Below are 14,894 nucleotides of genomic sequence, written 5' to 3'. Positions count from 1 at the left end.
CTAGTGGTGGTACTCGCCGCCGTTGACGTCGAGGCACTGCCCGGTGATCGCCCGCGCCATCGGCGAGGCGAGGAACACCACGGCGTCGGCGATCTCGTCGGGTTCCGGCAGCTTCCGCAGGTCTATTGTGGACGCCGTTTCGGCGTACACCTCTTCCGGCGTGATGCCGCGTTCCTTGGCCAGGTAGGTGAAGTACCACTTCAGGTTCGGCGCCCAGATGTAGCCGGGCGCGACGGTGTTGACGCGCACGCCGTCCGGCCCGAGTTCAGTCGCGAGGCTCTGCGAAAGCGACAGCAACGCCGACTTGGCCATCTTGTAGGCGCCGAACGTCCGCCGTGAATGCCGGAGCACCGCGGAGTTGATCATCACCAGCGAGCCCTTGCTCTCCTTGAGCGCGGGCAGGAACAGCCGGGTCAGCCGCAACACCGAGATCCCGGCCGTCTCGAACCCGGCCCGGACGGCGTCGAGGTCCACAGTGGCCAGATCGGTCAGCGGCGGCACCGCGAAGGCGTTGTGCACCACGGCGTCCACGCGGCCGAACGCCTCGACCGCCGCACTCACGAGGTTCGCCGCGGAGTCCTCGTCGTCGATGTCGGTCCGGACCGCGACGACCCGGCGGCCGAGATCCGTGATCTCCTTCGCGACCTCGGTCAGCCGCGACTCGGTGCGCGCGGCGACCACGACGTCCGCGCCGGCCATCGCGCTCCGCACCGCGATCGACCGGCCGAGTCCCGGGCCGATGCCGGAAACGACGACGACCTTGTCCCGCAGCAGGCTCTCCACGCTCACCCCAGCATCCGGGCGGCGACGGCGTCCTGCCGCGCCGCGATCCGCGCCGCCCACTCGGCCGGCGTCACGCGTGCGTCGTCGTAGTACGGCAACCGGTCCGGCAGTTCGTCCACTTTGACCACCTCGACGACCGGCCCGTCAGCCGGACCGAGGTCGCGGGCGAGGCGCTGCCAGCGGATCTGGACGTAGCCGCGGTCGTGGCCGGTGCGCTCCAGCCAGTTCGCCACGCCGGGGTCGCGCTCGCTGATGACGAACCGGATCCTGCCGTCCGGGTCGACGCGCGCCTGGTCGGCGGTGAGGCTCGTCTGGTGGTTGATGTAGTCGAGCGAGACGTACCAGAGGCTGCCGAGCTGGATGCCCTGGTAGGGCGCGTCCGCGCAGCGTGGCACGGTGACGACCATCGCCTCCTCCTCGCCGAGCTCGTAGTGCCCGGCCGAGGAGAACTGCGTGGTCAGCCCGCCCGGCGTCGAGCGCGGCTCGGTCATCGTGTTCACCGGCAGGTTGTCGTAGAACCACTTCGGGAAGGCGAGGAACGTCTTGAGCCGGCTCAGGAGGATCTTGCCGGTGACGCCGTAGCGCTTGGCCATGGCCGACCGGTCCGGCACCGGCGGCGCCTGGCCCGCCGTGTCGACGCACCGGATGCGGATCTCGCCGCGCTTCTCGGTCGCCCAGTCACTGTGGACCTCGCGGACCACGAGCATCGACGAGCCCTCGCCGAGGACGAAGTAATTCGGTCCCGGGTTCTCGCGAGCCGGGCCGAAGCGCAGTTCGAAGCGCCCGTCGGGACCGATTTCGAGGGCGCGGTCGTCGAACGCGGCGAGGCTGTCGGGCACCACCACCGGCGAGTAGTCGCCGTTGAGGATCTGGAAGCTCAGGTCGGCGGTGGTCCCGCGGACACCGGTCACGACGTACTCGCGGTCGGCGCGGATGTTCGCGTTGAAGTAGAGCGTGTCCGGGTTGTCCAGGCCCATCTTCGTGTACGGCCCGGTGGACGCGGTGAAGTACGGGAAGTCGCGCTGGTAGGCCCAGGCCATCTGCAGCGACGCACGGATGCTGCCGGCGAGGTAGTCGTAGCCCTCCAGGAGGCCCAGCTCGGTCTGCGCGGGAGGGGCCGCGGCGATCAGCTTCTCGGCCTCGGCGATCGCGTCGGCGAACGGCCGCGTCAACGAGAACTCGTTCTCGATCATGCGGGCACGGCCCAGCGGTTGGCGAGCAGCCGGAAGCCGGGGTCCTTCGCCCACGACTGCATCGACTCGTAGGTCCGGACGTACCCGATGTGCGTCGTCCGCCAGGCGCCGTCGGCCTCGCGGCGGTAGGTGTCCTCGTAGAACGCGGCACCCTCGATGATCACCTTGTGCTCGGGCACGATGACCTTGTCGGTGAACGCCCAGCGCCCGGTCGCGGTGTCGCCGTCGACCTCGATCTCGGGCTGACCTGCGTGGTGCACGGTGATGATGCCGTTGCCGAGGCTCTCGGTGAGGAACGCGACGATGGCGTCACGCCCTTCGAAGTGCTTGCCCTCCTCACCGGTCGCGCGGGTCCCGTAGTCGGCCGTGGCGTCGGCGGTGAACGTGTCGGCGACTTCGTCCCACTGCTTCAGGTCGACCGCGCGGAGGTAGCGGTACTTCAGCCGGCGGATCTCTTCGAGTACGACCAGGTCCATCGTCCTAGGGTCTCGCACCGCTTGACCGATGACAAGAACATGTTCTACTTTTTTCCGGTGTCCGTGGCTTATGAGCTGTCGCACCTGGCCGCGCTCGAAGCGGAGGCCGTGCACGTCTTCCGCGAAGTCGCGGCGACCTTCGAACGTCCGGTGCTGCTCTTCTCCGGCGGCAAGGACTCGGTGGTGATGCTGCACGCCGCCGCGAAGGCGTTCTGGCCGGCGCCGCTGCCCTTCCCCGTGCTGCACGTCGACACCGGCCACAACTTCGACGAGGTGCTGCGCTTCCGCGACGAGACCGTCGCCGCGCTGAACCTGCGCCTCGAAGTGGCGAGCGTGCAGGACGACATCGACGCCGGCCGCGTCACCGAGGAGACCGGGCCGGGGGCCAGCCGCAACCGGCTGCAGACCGTCACGCTGCTGCGCGCGATCCGCGAGGGCGGGTTCGACGCCGTGTTCGGCGGCGCCCGCCGCGACGAGGAGAAGGCCCGCGCGAAGGAGCGCGTGTTCAGCTTCCGCGACGAGCACGGTCAGTGGGACCCGCGCGCGCAGCGCCCGGAGCTGTGGAACCTCTACAACGGCCGGCACCGGCGCGGCGAGCACATCCGCGTCTTCCCGCTGTCGAACTGGACGGAGCTGGACATCTGGCAGTACATCCGCGACGAGCGGATCGCGTTGCCGCCGCTGTACTACGCGCACCGGCGCCCGGTGGTCCAGCGCGACGGCATGCTGCTCGCGGCGACCCGGTTCCTGTCCCTTGTGGACGGCGAGAAACCGTACGAAGCGACCGTGCGGTTCCGGACCGTCGGCGACGCGACGTGCACCGGCTGTGTCGAGTCTTCGGCGGCGACACCGTCCGAAGTGGTCACCGAGGTCGCCGCGACCCGCGTCACCGAACGCGGCGCGACCCGGGCCGACGACCGGATTTCCGAAGCGGGCATGGAAGATCGCAAGCGGGAGGGCTACTTCTGATGCAGCTGCTGAGGATCGCCACGGCGGGCAGCGTGGACGACGGCAAGTCCACGTTGATCGGCCGCCTGCTGTTCGATTCGAAGGCGATCTTCACCGACCAGCTCGCCGCCGTCGAACGCGCCAGCCGCGACCGCGGCGAGGACTACCCCGACCTCGCGCTGCTCACCGACGGCCTGCGCGCCGAACGCGAGCAGGGCATCACGATCGACGTCGCCCACCGCTACTTCGCCACGCCCAAGCGGAAGTTCATCATCGCGGACACGCCGGGGCACCTGCAGTACACGCGGAACATGGTGACCGGCGCGTCCACGGCGGACCTGGCGCTGATCCTCGTCGACGCGCGCAAGGGCGTTCTCGAACAGTCGCGGCGGCACGCGTTCCTCGCTTCGCTGCTCGGGATCGGGCACCTCGTGGTGTGCGTGAACAAGATGGACCTGGTGGGCTGGTCGCAGGAGCGGTTCGACGAGATCCGCGAGGACTTCCGCCGGTTCGCGATGAAACTGGACGTCCCGGACCTGACGTTCGTGCCGGTCTCGGCGCTGCACGGCGACAACGTCGTCCACCGCAGCGCCAGCATGCCCTGGTACGAAGGGACTTCGCTGCTGCACCAGCTGGAAGAGGTGCACGTCGCGTCCGACCGCAACCTGATCGACGCGCGGTTCCCGGTGCAGTACGTGATCCGCCGCTCCGACTTCCGCGGTTATGCGGGCACCATCGCCGGCGGGGTCTTCAAGCCGGGCGACGAGGTCGTGGCGCTGCCGTCGGGGTTCACCTCCCGGGTGCGCGCGGTGTGGGGCCCGGGCGGGAAACCGCTTTCCGAGGCGTTCACCGGGCAGGCGGTCGCGGTCGAGCTGGCCGACGACCTCGACCTGGGCCGCGGCGCGATGCTGTGCCGGCCGGGCAACCGCGCGGAGTCCGCCCGCGAGGTCGACGCGCTGGTGTGCTGGTTCTCGTCGCGCTCTTCGCTGACGCCCGGCGCTTCTTACGCGGTCCGGCACACGACCACCGAGACGCGCGGCACGGTCGAGCGGCTGGAGTACCGCCTCGACGTGACGACGCTGCACCGGTCCGAGGCGGATTCGCTGGCGTTGAACGACATCGGCCGCATCCGCCTGCGCACGCGGGCACCGTTGCTGTTCGACCCGTACCACCGCAACCGCGCGACGGGCGGCTTCCTGCTGGTGGACGAGCACACGGGCGACACGGTCGCGGCGGGCATGATCACGGGCGCTCCGCCGTCCCCGGTGGTCTGGCACACGGCGGCGGTCCGCCGCGAGGACCGCCCGACCCGCGGCGCGACGGTGTGGCTGACGGGGTTGTCGGCGTCCGGCAAGTCGTCGGTGGCGGTGGAGCTGGAGCGCCGGCTGGTGGCGGCGGGACGTCCGGCGTACCTCCTGGACGGCGACAACCTGCGCCACGGGCTGAATGCCGGGCTGGGGTTCAGCCCGGAGGACCGCGCCGAGAACGTGCGGCGGGTGGCGGAGGTGGCCCGGCTGTTCGCGGACGCGGGCGTGGTGGCGATCGCGTCGCTGATCAGCCCGTACGCCGCGGACCGCGCCTCGGCGCGGGCCGTTTCGGGGGATCTGCCGTTCGTGGAGGTGTTCGTGGACACGCCGCTGGAGGTGTGCGAGGCACGCGATCCGAAGGGGATGTACGCGAAGGCCCGGGCGGGCGAAATCAAGGGGTTCACCGGAATCGACGCGCCGTACGAACGGCCGTCTTCGCCGGACCTGGTGCTGCGCCCGGCCGACGGCGACCCGGCGACCATGGCGGCGGCGATCGAGGAGCTGCTCGACGACTTGCTCTGACGATACCGCCACGTTGCAAGATCGAGACCGCACGCGGGTGATCAACGGTTAGATTACCGGCATGCGCTTTCTCGAGGGGGTTGTCGCCGCCTGCCTGCTGATCGGTGTCGCCGCATGTTCGAGCGGCACGCCGGCGGCAGCTCCGCCACCGGCGTCGACATCGACGCCGCCGTCCAGCACGGTGAGCAAGCCGAAGACGACGGCCCCGACCTTCACCCCGGCGGCCTCGCCGGCCACCGTGTCCGCGGCCTGCCCGTTCCTCAGTGCCGAAGAGATCATGCAGGCGCTCACCCAGGTGCTGGCCGGCGGGTCGAAGGAGAGCGAGCCGGTGCAGACGGGCGTCGGCAAGGCCTACAACTGCGAATACGGTGCCGGCATGACGGGGAGCCTGTACGTCGCCACGGATTCGACCACGCCCGCCCAGTTCCTGGCGCGGTCGAAGAAGAGCTGCGGCGAAAACGTGGAGCCGCTGCCGGGCATCGGCGAAGGAGCGATGCACTGCAGGACAAAGGACGCCGGTGAGGAACTCGCCGTCGCCAAGCACAGCCACGGCCAGCTGCGGACCGCGACCCTGTTCCTGGGTTCCGAGGGCCGCGCGGACAGCTACCCCACCCTTGCGAAGCTGCTGGCCGACCGGCTCTGAGGCTCAGCCCGTACGCAGCGGCGCCTAACCGGCGGGCGTCACGAACCCCGAGTCGTAGGCCCGGATCACGGCCTGGGTCCGGTCGCGCGCGCCGAGCTTGGCGAGCACGTTGCCGACGTGCGTCTTCACCGTCTGGATGCCGAGGTACAGCTCGCCCGCGATCTCCACATTGGACAGTCCGGCCGCCATCAGCCGGAGGACTTCGCGTTCGCGCTCGGTCAGGTTCGCGCTCGCCAGGCCGTCGCCGGCGGGCGCGTGGTGCGCGGCGAGCCGGCGGATCGCCGCCGGGAACAGCAGCGACTCGCCCGTCACGACGGTCCGGATCGCCGCGACGATCTCCTCGGGCCGGGCGCGCTTGAGCAGGAAGCCGCTGGCGCCCGCGACCAGCGCGTCGTAGACGTAGTCGTCGTTCTCGAACGTGGTCACGACGATCACCTTCGGTGGATCATCCACAGTGGACATCAGGTGCGCGGTCGCGCGGATCCCGTCCACGGCGGGCATCCGCACGTCCATCAGCACGACGTCCGGACGCAGCCGGGCCACCAGGCCGGGCACCTCGGCGCCGTCGGCGGCCTCGCCGAGCACGCCCAGGCCGTCCTCGCTGTCGATGATCGCGCGCAGGCCCGCGCGGATCAGCGGCTCGTCGTCGACCAGCAGCACCCCGACGCTCATCGCCCGCTCCCCCACGGCACCCGCACCACGACCTCCCACCGCTCGTCCACCCGCCCCGCCGACAGCTCGCCGCCCAGGACCGTCACCCGCTCGGTCATCCCGCGCAGGCCGCGGCCGCCGCCGGACCGGGCCAGGCCGGTCCCCAGCGGATTGGCGACCCGGGCGACCAGGCCGTGCGCGGCGACGTCGACGGCCAGCGTCACCGGGACCCTACCGGCGTGGCGCACCGCGTTGGTCAGGCATTCCTGCAGGATCCGGTACACCTCGCGCGACACCACCGCGGGTACCACGGCCAGGTCGCCGCCGATGTCGGCGGTGACGTCGGTGCCGGCCAGGCGGGTCGTTTCCAGGAGGGTCGGCAGTTCGGTGAGCGCCGGCTGCGGCGTGCGGCCGGCGGCTTCTTCGCGCAGCAGGCCGAGCACGTGGTCCAGGTCGTCGAGCGCGGTGCGCGCGGACTCCTCGATGGCGCCCAGGGCGCGCTCGGTGAAGTCCGGGTCGGTGCGCAGGGTGCGCTGGGCCGCGCCCGCCTGGACGGTGACGACGCTCAGCGCGTGGCCGACCGAGTCGTGCAGCTCGCGCGCGAGGCGGTCGCGCTCGGCGAGCTGCCCGGTCCGCCGTTCCAGCTCGGCGATCCGGTCGGCGGCGGACATCCCGAGCAGCCCGGCGGCGGCCCGGCGCAACAGCCCGCCGACCGCCCAGACGGCGTACCCGAGCAGGACGGTCCCGGCCACGAAGACGACCGGCAGCCACGCCGACGCCCAGCCGGTCGGCACGCGGACCTCGTCGCCCTCGCCGGTCTGGACGAGCTGCCCGGTGAACACGGCGCTGATCGACACCCCGATCGCGACGGGCGCGAGCAGGCTGAAGAGGCTGACGACGAACCCGGCGACGACGTGCAGCAGGAACATCGCCGCGGCGCGCAGACGGCCCTGGCGGGTGCGCGGCTTCGGCGGCGCGCCGGGCACCGGATCGTCGAGCAGCTCCCGGACCGCGGTGGATTCGAGCACGTGCACCGCGGGCAGGAAGGCGGTCCCGGCCATGACGAGCAGGGTGAGCAGCCCACCGAAGACGGTGGCCCGCCCGACGGTGGTGACGAACGGCAGCAGCGACGGCACGGCGACGACGGAGAACAGCAGGTAGGGCACGCTGATGGCGCCACCGAGCACGAGGTAGACCCAGCGGCGGTAGGTCGCCCTGCTCGTCAGGGGGCGGAATACGCGCACACGCCGATCTTCGCAGGCTGCACGGATCGGCCGCTTCCCTCTCGCGGTGGATGGCCGTGGTGAGTGTTCAGGGCGGTCGGAACCGCCCCGAACACTCACGACCGGGCTAGTAGGCGACGGCGCGCGTCTCCGTGCGGGCCGCCGTGAAGCCGTTCACCCACAGGGATTGCACCTTCGCCGCCTCCGCCGCGCTCGGCTTGGCGTTCTTGCAGGACGTGCCCGGGCCGTGGCCGGACATCAGCTCGGTGCACGGGCCGCTGTAGTGGTCCGGCAGGCCGAGGTTGTGGCCCAGCTCGTGCGCGGCGATGCGGGTCGGGTCGAAGCCCTCCGCGACCTGGCTCGTGTCGAGGTAGATGTCGCCGTGGCCGTGGCCGTCCGTGTTCGTGTACGAACCGCCGCTGTGGATTTCGTGGAACTTGATCGTCGCGCTCGTGGTCCGCTTGACCAGCTTCACGTCGGTGACGGCGGCGTTCCAGTTGGCCGCGCCCTGGTCGATCTGGGCGAGGTAGTCCGGCGCGCCCGACGAGCTGTAGTAGAGCGTCGTGACCGCTGCCGCCGAAGCGGGGGCGACCGCGATCCCCAGGCCCAGCGGGGCCGCCAGGGCCAGGGCCGCGATCCGGCCGATCACGCGTGCGTCCATCGTGTCTCCTTCGTCCGGTTCAGAGAACACTTCACCGTGGTACGAGCGATCACGTTAGAAGTCCACCGACCCGCGGGCCACGGCCGAAAGTAGCTCCCTCGCCGGAGGGAGGCCGGTCCCGCCGCCGCGTGAGCCGTCCGGCCGAGTGGCCGTGGTCTGCTCCGCGGCATGGACATCCTGCTGGGCCTGCTGACCCTCCCGCTGTACGCGCTGCTGCTGTGGCCGCTCGTGGTCGCGTCGCGGCGCGTGCTCGGGGTCCGGATCGGCACCGTCCGCGCGGTGTGCGGCGCGGCGTTCGGCTGGCTCGTCGCGGGCGCCATCGGGCAGGCGTTCCCGGTTTCGCTGCTGCACCACGGCGGCGCGGCTCTCGGCCTGCTGATTCCGTTGGCGGGCAGCGCTTTCCTCGCGACGCTCAGCTTCGTGTTCGTCGCCGAGATGGCGCTGCCGTGCGGGTTCGGCCTGCTCGGCAGGCTCCGGTCGGTGCGAGCGCGCCTGGCGCGCGCCCGCCGGTACTCGCAGATCAGCCGGATCGCGGTCAAGCACGGCCTCGGCCGCTACCTCGCCGGCCGCCGCGAACCCGGCCTCGCCCCGGGGCGCCACGCCAAACTCGCCCGGTCGCTGCGCCGCGCGCTCGAGGAAGGCGGCGTGACGTTCGTGAAACTCGGCCAGCTGCTCTCGACCCGCGCGGACCTGCTGCCGCCGGTGTTCGTCGACGAGCTCGGCAAGCTCCAGGACCAGGTGGCACCCGCGCGAGCCGAGGCCGTGTGGGCACTGCTGACCGAAGAGCTCGGCAGCTCGCCCGACGACGTCTTCGCCGAGTTCGACCCCGAGCCCCTGGCCGCGGCGTCGGTCGCGCAGGTCCACCGGGCGAAGCTGCGCACCGGCGAGGACGTCGTGGTCAAGGTCCAGCGCCCCGGGGTGCGGGAGCAGGCCGAACGCGACATCGACATCGTCCGGCGCGTCGCCGCGGCGCTGGAGGACCGCGCGGTCTGGGCGCACTCGCTCGGCGTCACCGAGCTCGCCGGCGGGTTCGCCCAGGCACTGGCCGAGGAGCTCGACTTCACCGTCGAGGCCCGCAACATCGCCGCGGTGGCCGCGACTTCGTGCCCGGACGTCGCGCTCCCGGCAGTCCACAAAGCACTGTCCACGGAGCGCGTCCTGGTGATGTCGCGGTTCGACGGTAAGCCCCTGGAGACGGCACCGGCCGCCGAGCGCAGCCGGCTGGCGCGGTCACTGCTGCGGTGCCTGCTCGAGCAGGTGATGATCGGCGGCGTCTTCCACGCCGACCCGCACCCGGGCAACCTGATGTTCCTGGCCGACGGCCGCCTCGGCCTGCTCGACTTCGGCTCGGTCGGCCGGCTCGACGCCGGGCTCCGCGGCGGGCTGCAGAACCTGGTGCTGGCCCTGGACCGCGGCGACCCGGCGGGCCTGCGCGACGGGCTCCTGGAGATCGTCGACCGCACCGGCGACATCGACGAGCAGCGTCTCGAACGCGCACTCGGCGCGTTGGTCGCCCGGCACTTCGGCCCCGGCCGCAGCCCCGGGCTCGACCTGTTCACCGGCCTGTTCCGGGTGGTCGCCGACTTCCGGCTGAGCGTGCCGCCACCGGTGGCCGCGGTGTTCCGGGCCCTGGCGACGGTCGAAGGCACGCTTGCGGCCCTCGACCCCGGCTTCGACATCATGGCCGAATCCCGCGCGTTCGCCGTCGAACAGGTCGGCGCCCGCCTGCGACCGGACTCGCTGCGCCACACGGCGGTCAACGAGGTCATGGCGCTGCTCCCGGTCCTGCGCCGCCTCCCCCGCCGCATCGACCGCATCGGCGCGGCGCTCGAGGAGGGCCGCCTGTCGGTGAACGTCCGCCTGTTCTCCGACGAGCGTGACCGGTCGGTGGTCACGGACCTGGTGCACGAGGTCCTGCTGGCGTTCGTCGGCGCGGCGACGGGCCTGATGGCGGTGTTCTTGCTGACCGGCGCGGGCGGCCCGCGCGTGGCCGCGGACCTGACGCTGCACCAGGTGTTCGGCTACAACCTGCTGGTGATCAGCGCGCTGGTGGGACTGCGCCTGCTCTTCGTCGTCTTCCGCCGCTCCGGACGGCGGCCGCGGTCAGCCCGCTGACCGGGGTGCGTAACAAGATCTTCGGGCACGACGACTCCGTCGTCAGCCGCCGCGGTGAGTGGCTTTCCCGAAGGAGGTGCCGGAGTGATCGGCCTGCTGATGATGAGTGTGCGCTGGATGATCAAGCTGTCGATCGCCTGCGTCGTACTGTCCTTCGCGCTCATCGGGTGGGGTGTCCTGGCGGTCGCGATGCTGGTGTCTCCGAACAAGGCGGCCGCATCCCGGAACATGCGTCAGTTCAACAACTCGGTCTCCCGCGCTGTGCGCCGAGCGCTGTGAGCCCCTCGGGGACGCTACCCAGTCCGGGGTGCGTACATGATCACCGCGACACCCGCCAGGCACAGCAGCGCGCCGAGGACGTCGTAGCGGTCCGGGCGGTAACCGTCCGCCACCATTCCCCAGGCCAGTGAGCCCGCCACGAACACGCCGCCGTATGCGGCGAGGATGCGGCCGAAGTGGGCGTCCGGCTGCAATGTCGCCACGAAACCGTAGGCGCCCAACGCCAGGAGACCGCCGCCGATCCAGAGCCAGCCCCGGTTTTCGCGGATGCCCTGCCAGATCAGCCACGCGCCGCCGATCTCGCAGACCGCCGCAGCGAGGAACAGGAGGATCGAGCGCAGGACCACCTCGGGATACTAACCAGGTGCCGTTCACGCTGAGTCATCCGGCCGCCGTGCTGCCGCTGGCGAGACGTCCGCTCGTGCCCTCCGCGCTCGTCGCCGGATCGGTCGCGCCGGACGTCTTCTGGTTCGTGCCGCGACTGCCCGGCATCGGCCTCACCAAGACCCACGAGTTCGCCTCGGTCCTCTGGCTCGACCCGCTCATCGCCCTGGTCCTGCTCGCGGTGTTCCACGTCCTGCTCAGGCGGCCGCTGCTCGCTCTGGCACCCCAGCCCCTGGCCGAACGGCTCCCCCACAACGGCTTCAGCTGGCGGAAGCCGGGCTGGATCGCGCTCTCGCTGGTCATCGGCGCCGCCACGCACGTCGGATGGGACGCCTTCACCCACGAGAGCGGCGGGTTCGCGTTCCTGCGGATCCCGCTGGTCACCGGCGTCGACGTCGGACGGCTGATCCAGCTGGTCAGCACGATCGCCGGCGCCGCGATCCTGGCCTGGTGGCTGCGAAACCGGTACCGCAGGACACCCCGCACGCCGGCGCCACCAGGCACCCGGCACCGCAAGCCGGTGCTCATCTTCCTGGGGCTCGGCGCGCTGACCGGCGTGGCCGCCGAAGTGCTGCCGTTCCTGGCCCACCACGACCCGATGACCGACGCGGGTGTGGTCGGCAACGCGACGTATCTCCTGGTCACCGGCGCCGGCAGCGGGTTCGCCGCGGCCCTCGGGCTCTACGCGCTGATCTGGCACGCGCGGTATAGGTCGTTATACGCAAAGAAGGCCGCTCCGAAGAGCGGCCTTCCTGCGAAGAACGTCAGACGGTGAAGCCGAGGGCGCGCAGCTGCTCGCGGCCGTCCTCGGTGATCTTCTCCGGGCCCCACGGCGGCATCCAGACCCAGTTGATGCGGAAGTCCTTGACGAGACCGCCGCTGGTGAGCGCGGCCGAAGTCTGGTCCTCGATCACGTCCGTCAGCGGGCAGGCCGCCGATGTCAGGGTCATGTCCAGGGTCGCCGTGTTGTCCGGCTCGACGCGGATGTCGTAGACCAGGCCGAGGTCGACCACGTTGATGCCGAGCTCCGGGTCGACGACGTCGCGCATCGCCTCCTCGACGTCCTCGATCTTCGCGAGGTCGAGGTCCTGCTTGGCAGTCGTCTCGGCGTCGAGGTCGGCGGCGGTGCGCCCCTCGCGAGTGGCGGTCTCTTCGGTCATGCTTTCCCATCTCCACTGGTGGTCCGGGCGACGGCGTCCTTGAAAGCCATCCAGCCGAGGAGGGCGCACTTGACGCGGGCCGGGTACTTCGCGACACCCGCGAAGGCCACCCCGTCTTCCAGCACGTCCTCGTCCGGCTCGATCTTTCCCTTGCCCTGCATCAGTTCCACGAAGGCGTCCATGGTGGTGAACGCCTCCTCAAGCGTGTGGCCCACGACGAGATCCGTCAAGACCGACGTCGACGCCTGGCTGATCGAGCAGCCCTGGCCGTCGTAGGAGACGTCGGCGACCTTCCCGTCGTCGATCTTGACCCGCAGCGTCACCTCGTCGCCGCAGGTCGGGTTGACCTGGAACGACTCGGCGTCGAACGGGTCGCGCAGGCCGCGTCCGTGCGGGTGCTTGTAGTGGTCCAGGATGATCTCCTGGTACATGCTTTCGAGGTTCACTGGGCCACCCCGAAGAACTTCTGCGCCTCGCGCACCCCGGCCACGAGCGCGTCCACTTCGGACAGGTCGTTGTACAGGTAGAACGACGCGCGCACGGTCGCCTGCGCGTTGCACGCGCGGTGCAGCGGCCACGCGCAGTGGTGACCGACGCGGACGGCGATGCCGAGGCTGTCGAGCACCTGGCCGGCGTCGTGCGGGTGCACGCCGTCGATCACGAACGACACGGTCGCGCCGCGGTCCTTCAGGTCCGTCGGCCCGACGATCCGGACGCCCGGGATCGCGCCGATGCCTTCGAGGGCCGCCGCGGCGAGCTGGTGCTCGTGCGCCGCGATCCGGTCCATGCCGATCGCCGAGAGGTAGTCCACGGCCGCGCCGAGGCCGATGGCCTGCGACGTCATCGGGACGCCCGCCTCGAACCGCTGCGGCGGCGGCGCGAAGGTCGAGCCCTCCATGCGGACCATCTCGATCATCGACCCGCCGGTGAGGAACGGCGGCATCGCTTCGAGCAGCTCGGTGCGTCCGTACAGGACACCGATGCCGGACGGGCCGAGCATCTTGTGCCCCGAGAACGCGGCGAAGTCCACACCCAGCGCGTGGAAGTCGACCGGGAAGTGCGGCACCGACTGGCAGGCGTCGAGCACGGTGAACGCGCCGACGGCCTTGGCCTTTTCGACCAGCAGCGAAACCGGGTTGACCGTGCCGAGCACGTTGGACTGGTGCGCGAACGCGACCACCTTGGTGCGCGGCGTGATCAGTTCGTCCACATCGGACAGATCGAGCCGGCCGTCTCCGGTGACCTTGAACCACTTCAGCGTCGCCCCGGTGCGCTGGCACAGTTGCTGCCACGGCACGAGGTTCGCGTGGTGCTCCATCTCGGTGACGACGATCTCGTCACCCGGGCCCACGACGAAGCGCGCGGCTTCGGGGCCCGCGGTGGCGGCGTTGCCGAACGAGTAGGCGACCAGGTTGATGCCCTCGGTGGCGTTCTTGGTGAACACCAGCTCCTCGGGGTCGGCGCCGACGAACTCGGCGATCTTCGCCCGGGCGGACTCGTAGGCGTCGGTGGCCTCTTCGGACAGCTGGTGCGCGCCGCGGTGGACGGCGGCGTTCGACGTGACGACGTAGTGCCGCTCGGCGTCGAGCACCGCTTCCGGGCGTTGGGACGTCGCCCCGGAGTCCAGGTACACCAAGGGTTTCCCGTCACGAACGGTGCGCGACAGGATGGGGAAGTCGGCCCTCAGGGCCGCCACGTCCAGTGGCAAAGAGCTGGCCGAGGTGGTGGTCATCGGGCCGACTCCTCTCATTCTCGGTGTGTACTGGCGAAAGTCAGAGCGCGGCGGGCTCGGGCTTGCCCACGTACTTGACGTAGCCGTTCTCCTCCAGCTCGTCCGCCAGCTCCTTGCCGCCCGACTCGACGATCTTGCCGCCGGCGAAGACGTGCACGAAGTCCGGCGTGATGTGCCGCAGGATCCGCGTGTAGTGCGTGATCAGCATGACGCCGACCTCGCTGCTGTCCTTGTACGCGTTGACGCCCTCGGAGACGACGCGCAGCGCGTCGACGTCCAGGCCGGAGTCGGTCTCGTCGAGGATGGCGAACTTCGGCTTGAGCAGCGCCAGCTGCAGGATCTCGTGGCGCTTCTTCTCGCCGCCGGAGAAGCCTTCGTTGACCGAGCGCTCGGCGAACTCCTGCGAGATCTCGAGCTTGCCCATCTCCTCCTTGACCTCCTTGACCCAGTGGCGCAGCTTGGGGGCCTCGCCACGGACCGCGGTGGCCGCGGTGCGGAGGAAGTTGGACATGGACACGCCGGGCACCTCGACCGGGTACTGCATGGCCAGGAAGAGGCCGGCGCGGGCGCGCTCGTCGACGCTCATCTCGAGCACGTTCTCGCCGTCGAGCAGGACCTCGCCCGAGGTGACCTCGTACTTGGGGTGACCGGCGATCGCGTAGGACAGGGTGGACTTGCCGGAGCCGTTGGGGCCCATGATCGCGTGCGTCTCGCCCGACTTGATGGTCAGGTTGACGCCCTTGAGGATCTCCTTGGCGCCTTCGTCGGTGGTGACCGAGGCGTGCAGGTCCTTGATTTCCAGGGTAGCCATTTCTTC

Annotated in this window: 17 protein-coding genes; 6 read left to right on the top strand and 11 right to left on the bottom strand. The window is 70.7% G+C overall.

All coding sequences use genetic code 11. The annotated features are described in order from the left end of the window. The 3 genes from ACWEN0_RS20780 to ACWEN0_RS20770 are packed head-to-tail and all read right to left on the bottom strand — an operon-like array spanning nt 1 to nt 2,452. Complete coding sequence (locus tag ACWEN0_RS20780; protein WP_451975633.1) at nt 1-789, bottom strand: SDR family oxidoreductase; 789 nt, start codon at nt 787-789, stop codon at nt 1-3. Next, complete coding sequence (locus ACWEN0_RS20775) at nt 786-1,976, bottom strand: hypothetical protein (RefSeq protein WP_451975630.1); 1,191 nt, start codon at nt 1,974-1,976, stop codon at nt 786-788. Before ACWEN0_RS20775 ends, ACWEN0_RS20780 begins: the two co-directional genes overlap by 4 nt. Further along, entirely contained in the window at nt 1,973-2,452 is a 480-nt protein-coding gene (locus tag ACWEN0_RS20770) for a nuclear transport factor 2 family protein (protein WP_290052783.1), read from the bottom strand. Before ACWEN0_RS20770 ends, ACWEN0_RS20775 begins: the two co-directional genes overlap by 4 nt. Nucleotides 2,453-2,491: 39 nt before the next feature. On the opposite strand from ACWEN0_RS20770, the gene cysD reads away from it, so the two are divergent. From cysD to ACWEN0_RS20755, 3 genes are all read left to right on the top strand, one after another. Then, complete coding sequence (gene cysD, locus ACWEN0_RS20765; protein ID WP_451976178.1) at nt 2,492-3,421, top strand: sulfate adenylyltransferase subunit CysD; 930 nt, start codon at nt 2,492-2,494, stop codon at nt 3,419-3,421. Further along, nucleotides 3,421-5,229, top strand: coding sequence for an adenylyl-sulfate kinase (gene cysC / locus ACWEN0_RS20760; RefSeq protein WP_451975628.1), 1,809 nt, complete (start codon nt 3,421-3,423; stop codon nt 5,227-5,229). Before cysD ends, cysC begins: the two co-directional genes overlap by 1 nt. A gap of 61 nt (nt 5,230-5,290) precedes the next feature. Further along, nucleotides 5,291-5,872, top strand: coding sequence for a hypothetical protein (locus ACWEN0_RS20755; RefSeq protein WP_451975625.1), 582 nt, complete (start codon nt 5,291-5,293; stop codon nt 5,870-5,872). Nucleotides 5,873-5,896: 24 nt separating this feature from the next. Here the strand turns inward: ACWEN0_RS20755 and ACWEN0_RS20750 are convergent, their stop codons facing one another. The 3 genes from ACWEN0_RS20750 to ACWEN0_RS20740 all read right to left on the bottom strand — a co-directional run bounded on the left by ACWEN0_RS20750 (nt 5,897) and on the right by ACWEN0_RS20740 (nt 8,407). Then, nucleotides 5,897-6,544: a response regulator gene (locus tag ACWEN0_RS20750; RefSeq protein WP_451975622.1), complete on the bottom strand. Its 648-nt coding sequence runs from the start codon at nt 6,542-6,544 to the stop codon at nt 5,897-5,899. Next, entirely contained in the window at nt 6,541-7,767 is a 1,227-nt protein-coding gene (locus ACWEN0_RS20745) for a sensor histidine kinase (protein ID WP_451975619.1), read from the bottom strand. The genes ACWEN0_RS20750 and ACWEN0_RS20745 overlap by 4 nt, the downstream gene beginning before the upstream one ends. 106 nt (nt 7,768-7,873) lie before the next feature. Beyond that, the gene (locus ACWEN0_RS20740) at nt 7,874-8,407 is read right to left on the bottom strand and encodes a snapalysin family zinc-dependent metalloprotease (protein WP_451975616.1); all 534 of its coding nucleotides are present in this window, start codon (nt 8,405-8,407) and stop codon (nt 7,874-7,876) included. A gap of 168 nt (nt 8,408-8,575) precedes the next feature. Between ACWEN0_RS20740 and ACWEN0_RS20735 the strand changes: the two genes are divergently transcribed. After that, nucleotides 8,576-10,522 (top strand): ABC1 kinase family protein, encoded by a 1,947-nt coding sequence (locus ACWEN0_RS20735; RefSeq protein ID WP_451975613.1) that lies wholly within the window; start codon nt 8,576-8,578, stop codon nt 10,520-10,522. A gap of 84 nt (nt 10,523-10,606) precedes the next feature. After that, complete coding sequence (locus tag ACWEN0_RS20730; RefSeq protein ID WP_451975610.1) at nt 10,607-10,801, top strand: hypothetical protein; 195 nt, start codon at nt 10,607-10,609, stop codon at nt 10,799-10,801. Nucleotides 10,802-10,815: 14 nt separating this feature from the next. Here the strand turns inward: ACWEN0_RS20730 and ACWEN0_RS20725 are convergent, their stop codons facing one another. Further along, the gene (locus ACWEN0_RS20725; protein WP_451975607.1) at nt 10,816-11,148 is read right to left on the bottom strand and encodes a YnfA family protein; all 333 of its coding nucleotides are present in this window, start codon (nt 11,146-11,148) and stop codon (nt 10,816-10,818) included. 17 nt (nt 11,149-11,165) lie between these two features. On the opposite strand from ACWEN0_RS20725, the gene ACWEN0_RS20720 reads away from it, so the two are divergent. Next, nucleotides 11,166-11,960 (top strand): DUF4184 family protein, encoded by a 795-nt coding sequence (locus ACWEN0_RS20720; protein ID WP_451975605.1) that lies wholly within the window; start codon nt 11,166-11,168, stop codon nt 11,958-11,960. On the opposite strand, the gene ACWEN0_RS20715 is transcribed toward ACWEN0_RS20720, so the two are convergent. From ACWEN0_RS20715 to sufC, 4 genes are read right to left on the bottom strand one after another with little or no spacing between them, the layout of a single operon-like run. Continuing rightward, complete coding sequence (locus ACWEN0_RS20715; protein ID WP_449666424.1) at nt 11,950-12,345, bottom strand: metal-sulfur cluster assembly factor; 396 nt, start codon at nt 12,343-12,345, stop codon at nt 11,950-11,952. The genes ACWEN0_RS20720 and ACWEN0_RS20715 overlap by 11 nt on opposite strands. Continuing rightward, nucleotides 12,342-12,791, bottom strand: coding sequence for a Fe-S cluster assembly sulfur transfer protein SufU (sufU, locus tag ACWEN0_RS20710; RefSeq protein WP_451975602.1), 450 nt, complete (start codon nt 12,789-12,791; stop codon nt 12,342-12,344). Before sufU ends, ACWEN0_RS20715 begins: the two co-directional genes overlap by 4 nt. Beyond that, on the bottom strand, nt 12,788-14,077 hold the full coding sequence (locus ACWEN0_RS20705) for a cysteine desulfurase (RefSeq protein ID WP_451975599.1): 1,290 nt from the start codon (nt 14,075-14,077) through the stop codon (nt 12,788-12,790). Before ACWEN0_RS20705 ends, sufU begins: the two co-directional genes overlap by 4 nt. Before the next feature lie 40 nt (nt 14,078-14,117). Beyond that, on the bottom strand, nt 14,118-14,888 hold the full coding sequence (gene sufC, locus ACWEN0_RS20700) for a Fe-S cluster assembly ATPase SufC (protein WP_451975596.1): 771 nt from the start codon (nt 14,886-14,888) through the stop codon (nt 14,118-14,120). Nucleotides 14,889-14,894 lie beyond the last annotated feature (6 nt).

This window comes from Amycolatopsis sp. NPDC004378 (assembly GCF_053602455.1).
Note: the sequence above shows the minus strand (reverse complement) of the source record. Positions and strands in the feature narration are given on the sequence as shown.

Excerpts from the sequence above, each read along its gene's own strand:
- sufC (WP_451975596.1), bottom strand. The coding sequence starts at position 14,888 with ATGGCTACCCTGGAAATCAAGGACCTGCACGCCTCGGTCACCACCGAC.
- ACWEN0_RS20770 (WP_290052783.1), bottom strand. The coding sequence starts at position 2,452 with ATGGACCTGGTCGTACTCGAAGAGATCCGCCGGCTGAAGTACCGCTAC.
- ACWEN0_RS20775 (WP_451975630.1), bottom strand. The coding sequence starts at position 1,976 with ATGATCGAGAACGAGTTCTCGTTGACGCGGCCGTTCGCCGACGCGATC.
- cysC (WP_451975628.1), top strand. The coding sequence starts at position 3,421 with ATGCAGCTGCTGAGGATCGCCACGGCGGGCAGCGTGGACGACGGCAAG.
- cysD (WP_451976178.1), top strand. The coding sequence starts at position 2,492 with ATGTTCTACTTTTTTCCGGTGTCCGTGGCTTATGAGCTGTCGCACCTG.
- ACWEN0_RS20755 (WP_451975625.1), top strand. The coding sequence starts at position 5,291 with ATGCGCTTTCTCGAGGGGGTTGTCGCCGCCTGCCTGCTGATCGGTGTC.
- ACWEN0_RS20740 (WP_451975616.1), bottom strand. The coding sequence starts at position 8,407 with ATGGACGCACGCGTGATCGGCCGGATCGCGGCCCTGGCCCTGGCGGCC.
- ACWEN0_RS20735 (WP_451975613.1), top strand. The coding sequence starts at position 8,576 with ATGGACATCCTGCTGGGCCTGCTGACCCTCCCGCTGTACGCGCTGCTG.
- ACWEN0_RS20705 (WP_451975599.1), bottom strand. The coding sequence starts at position 14,077 with ATGACCACCACCTCGGCCAGCTCTTTGCCACTGGACGTGGCGGCCCTG.
- ACWEN0_RS20750 (WP_451975622.1), bottom strand. The coding sequence starts at position 6,544 with ATGAGCGTCGGGGTGCTGCTGGTCGACGACGAGCCGCTGATCCGCGCG.
- ACWEN0_RS20715 (WP_449666424.1), bottom strand. The coding sequence starts at position 12,345 with ATGACCGAAGAGACCGCCACTCGCGAGGGGCGCACCGCCGCCGACCTC.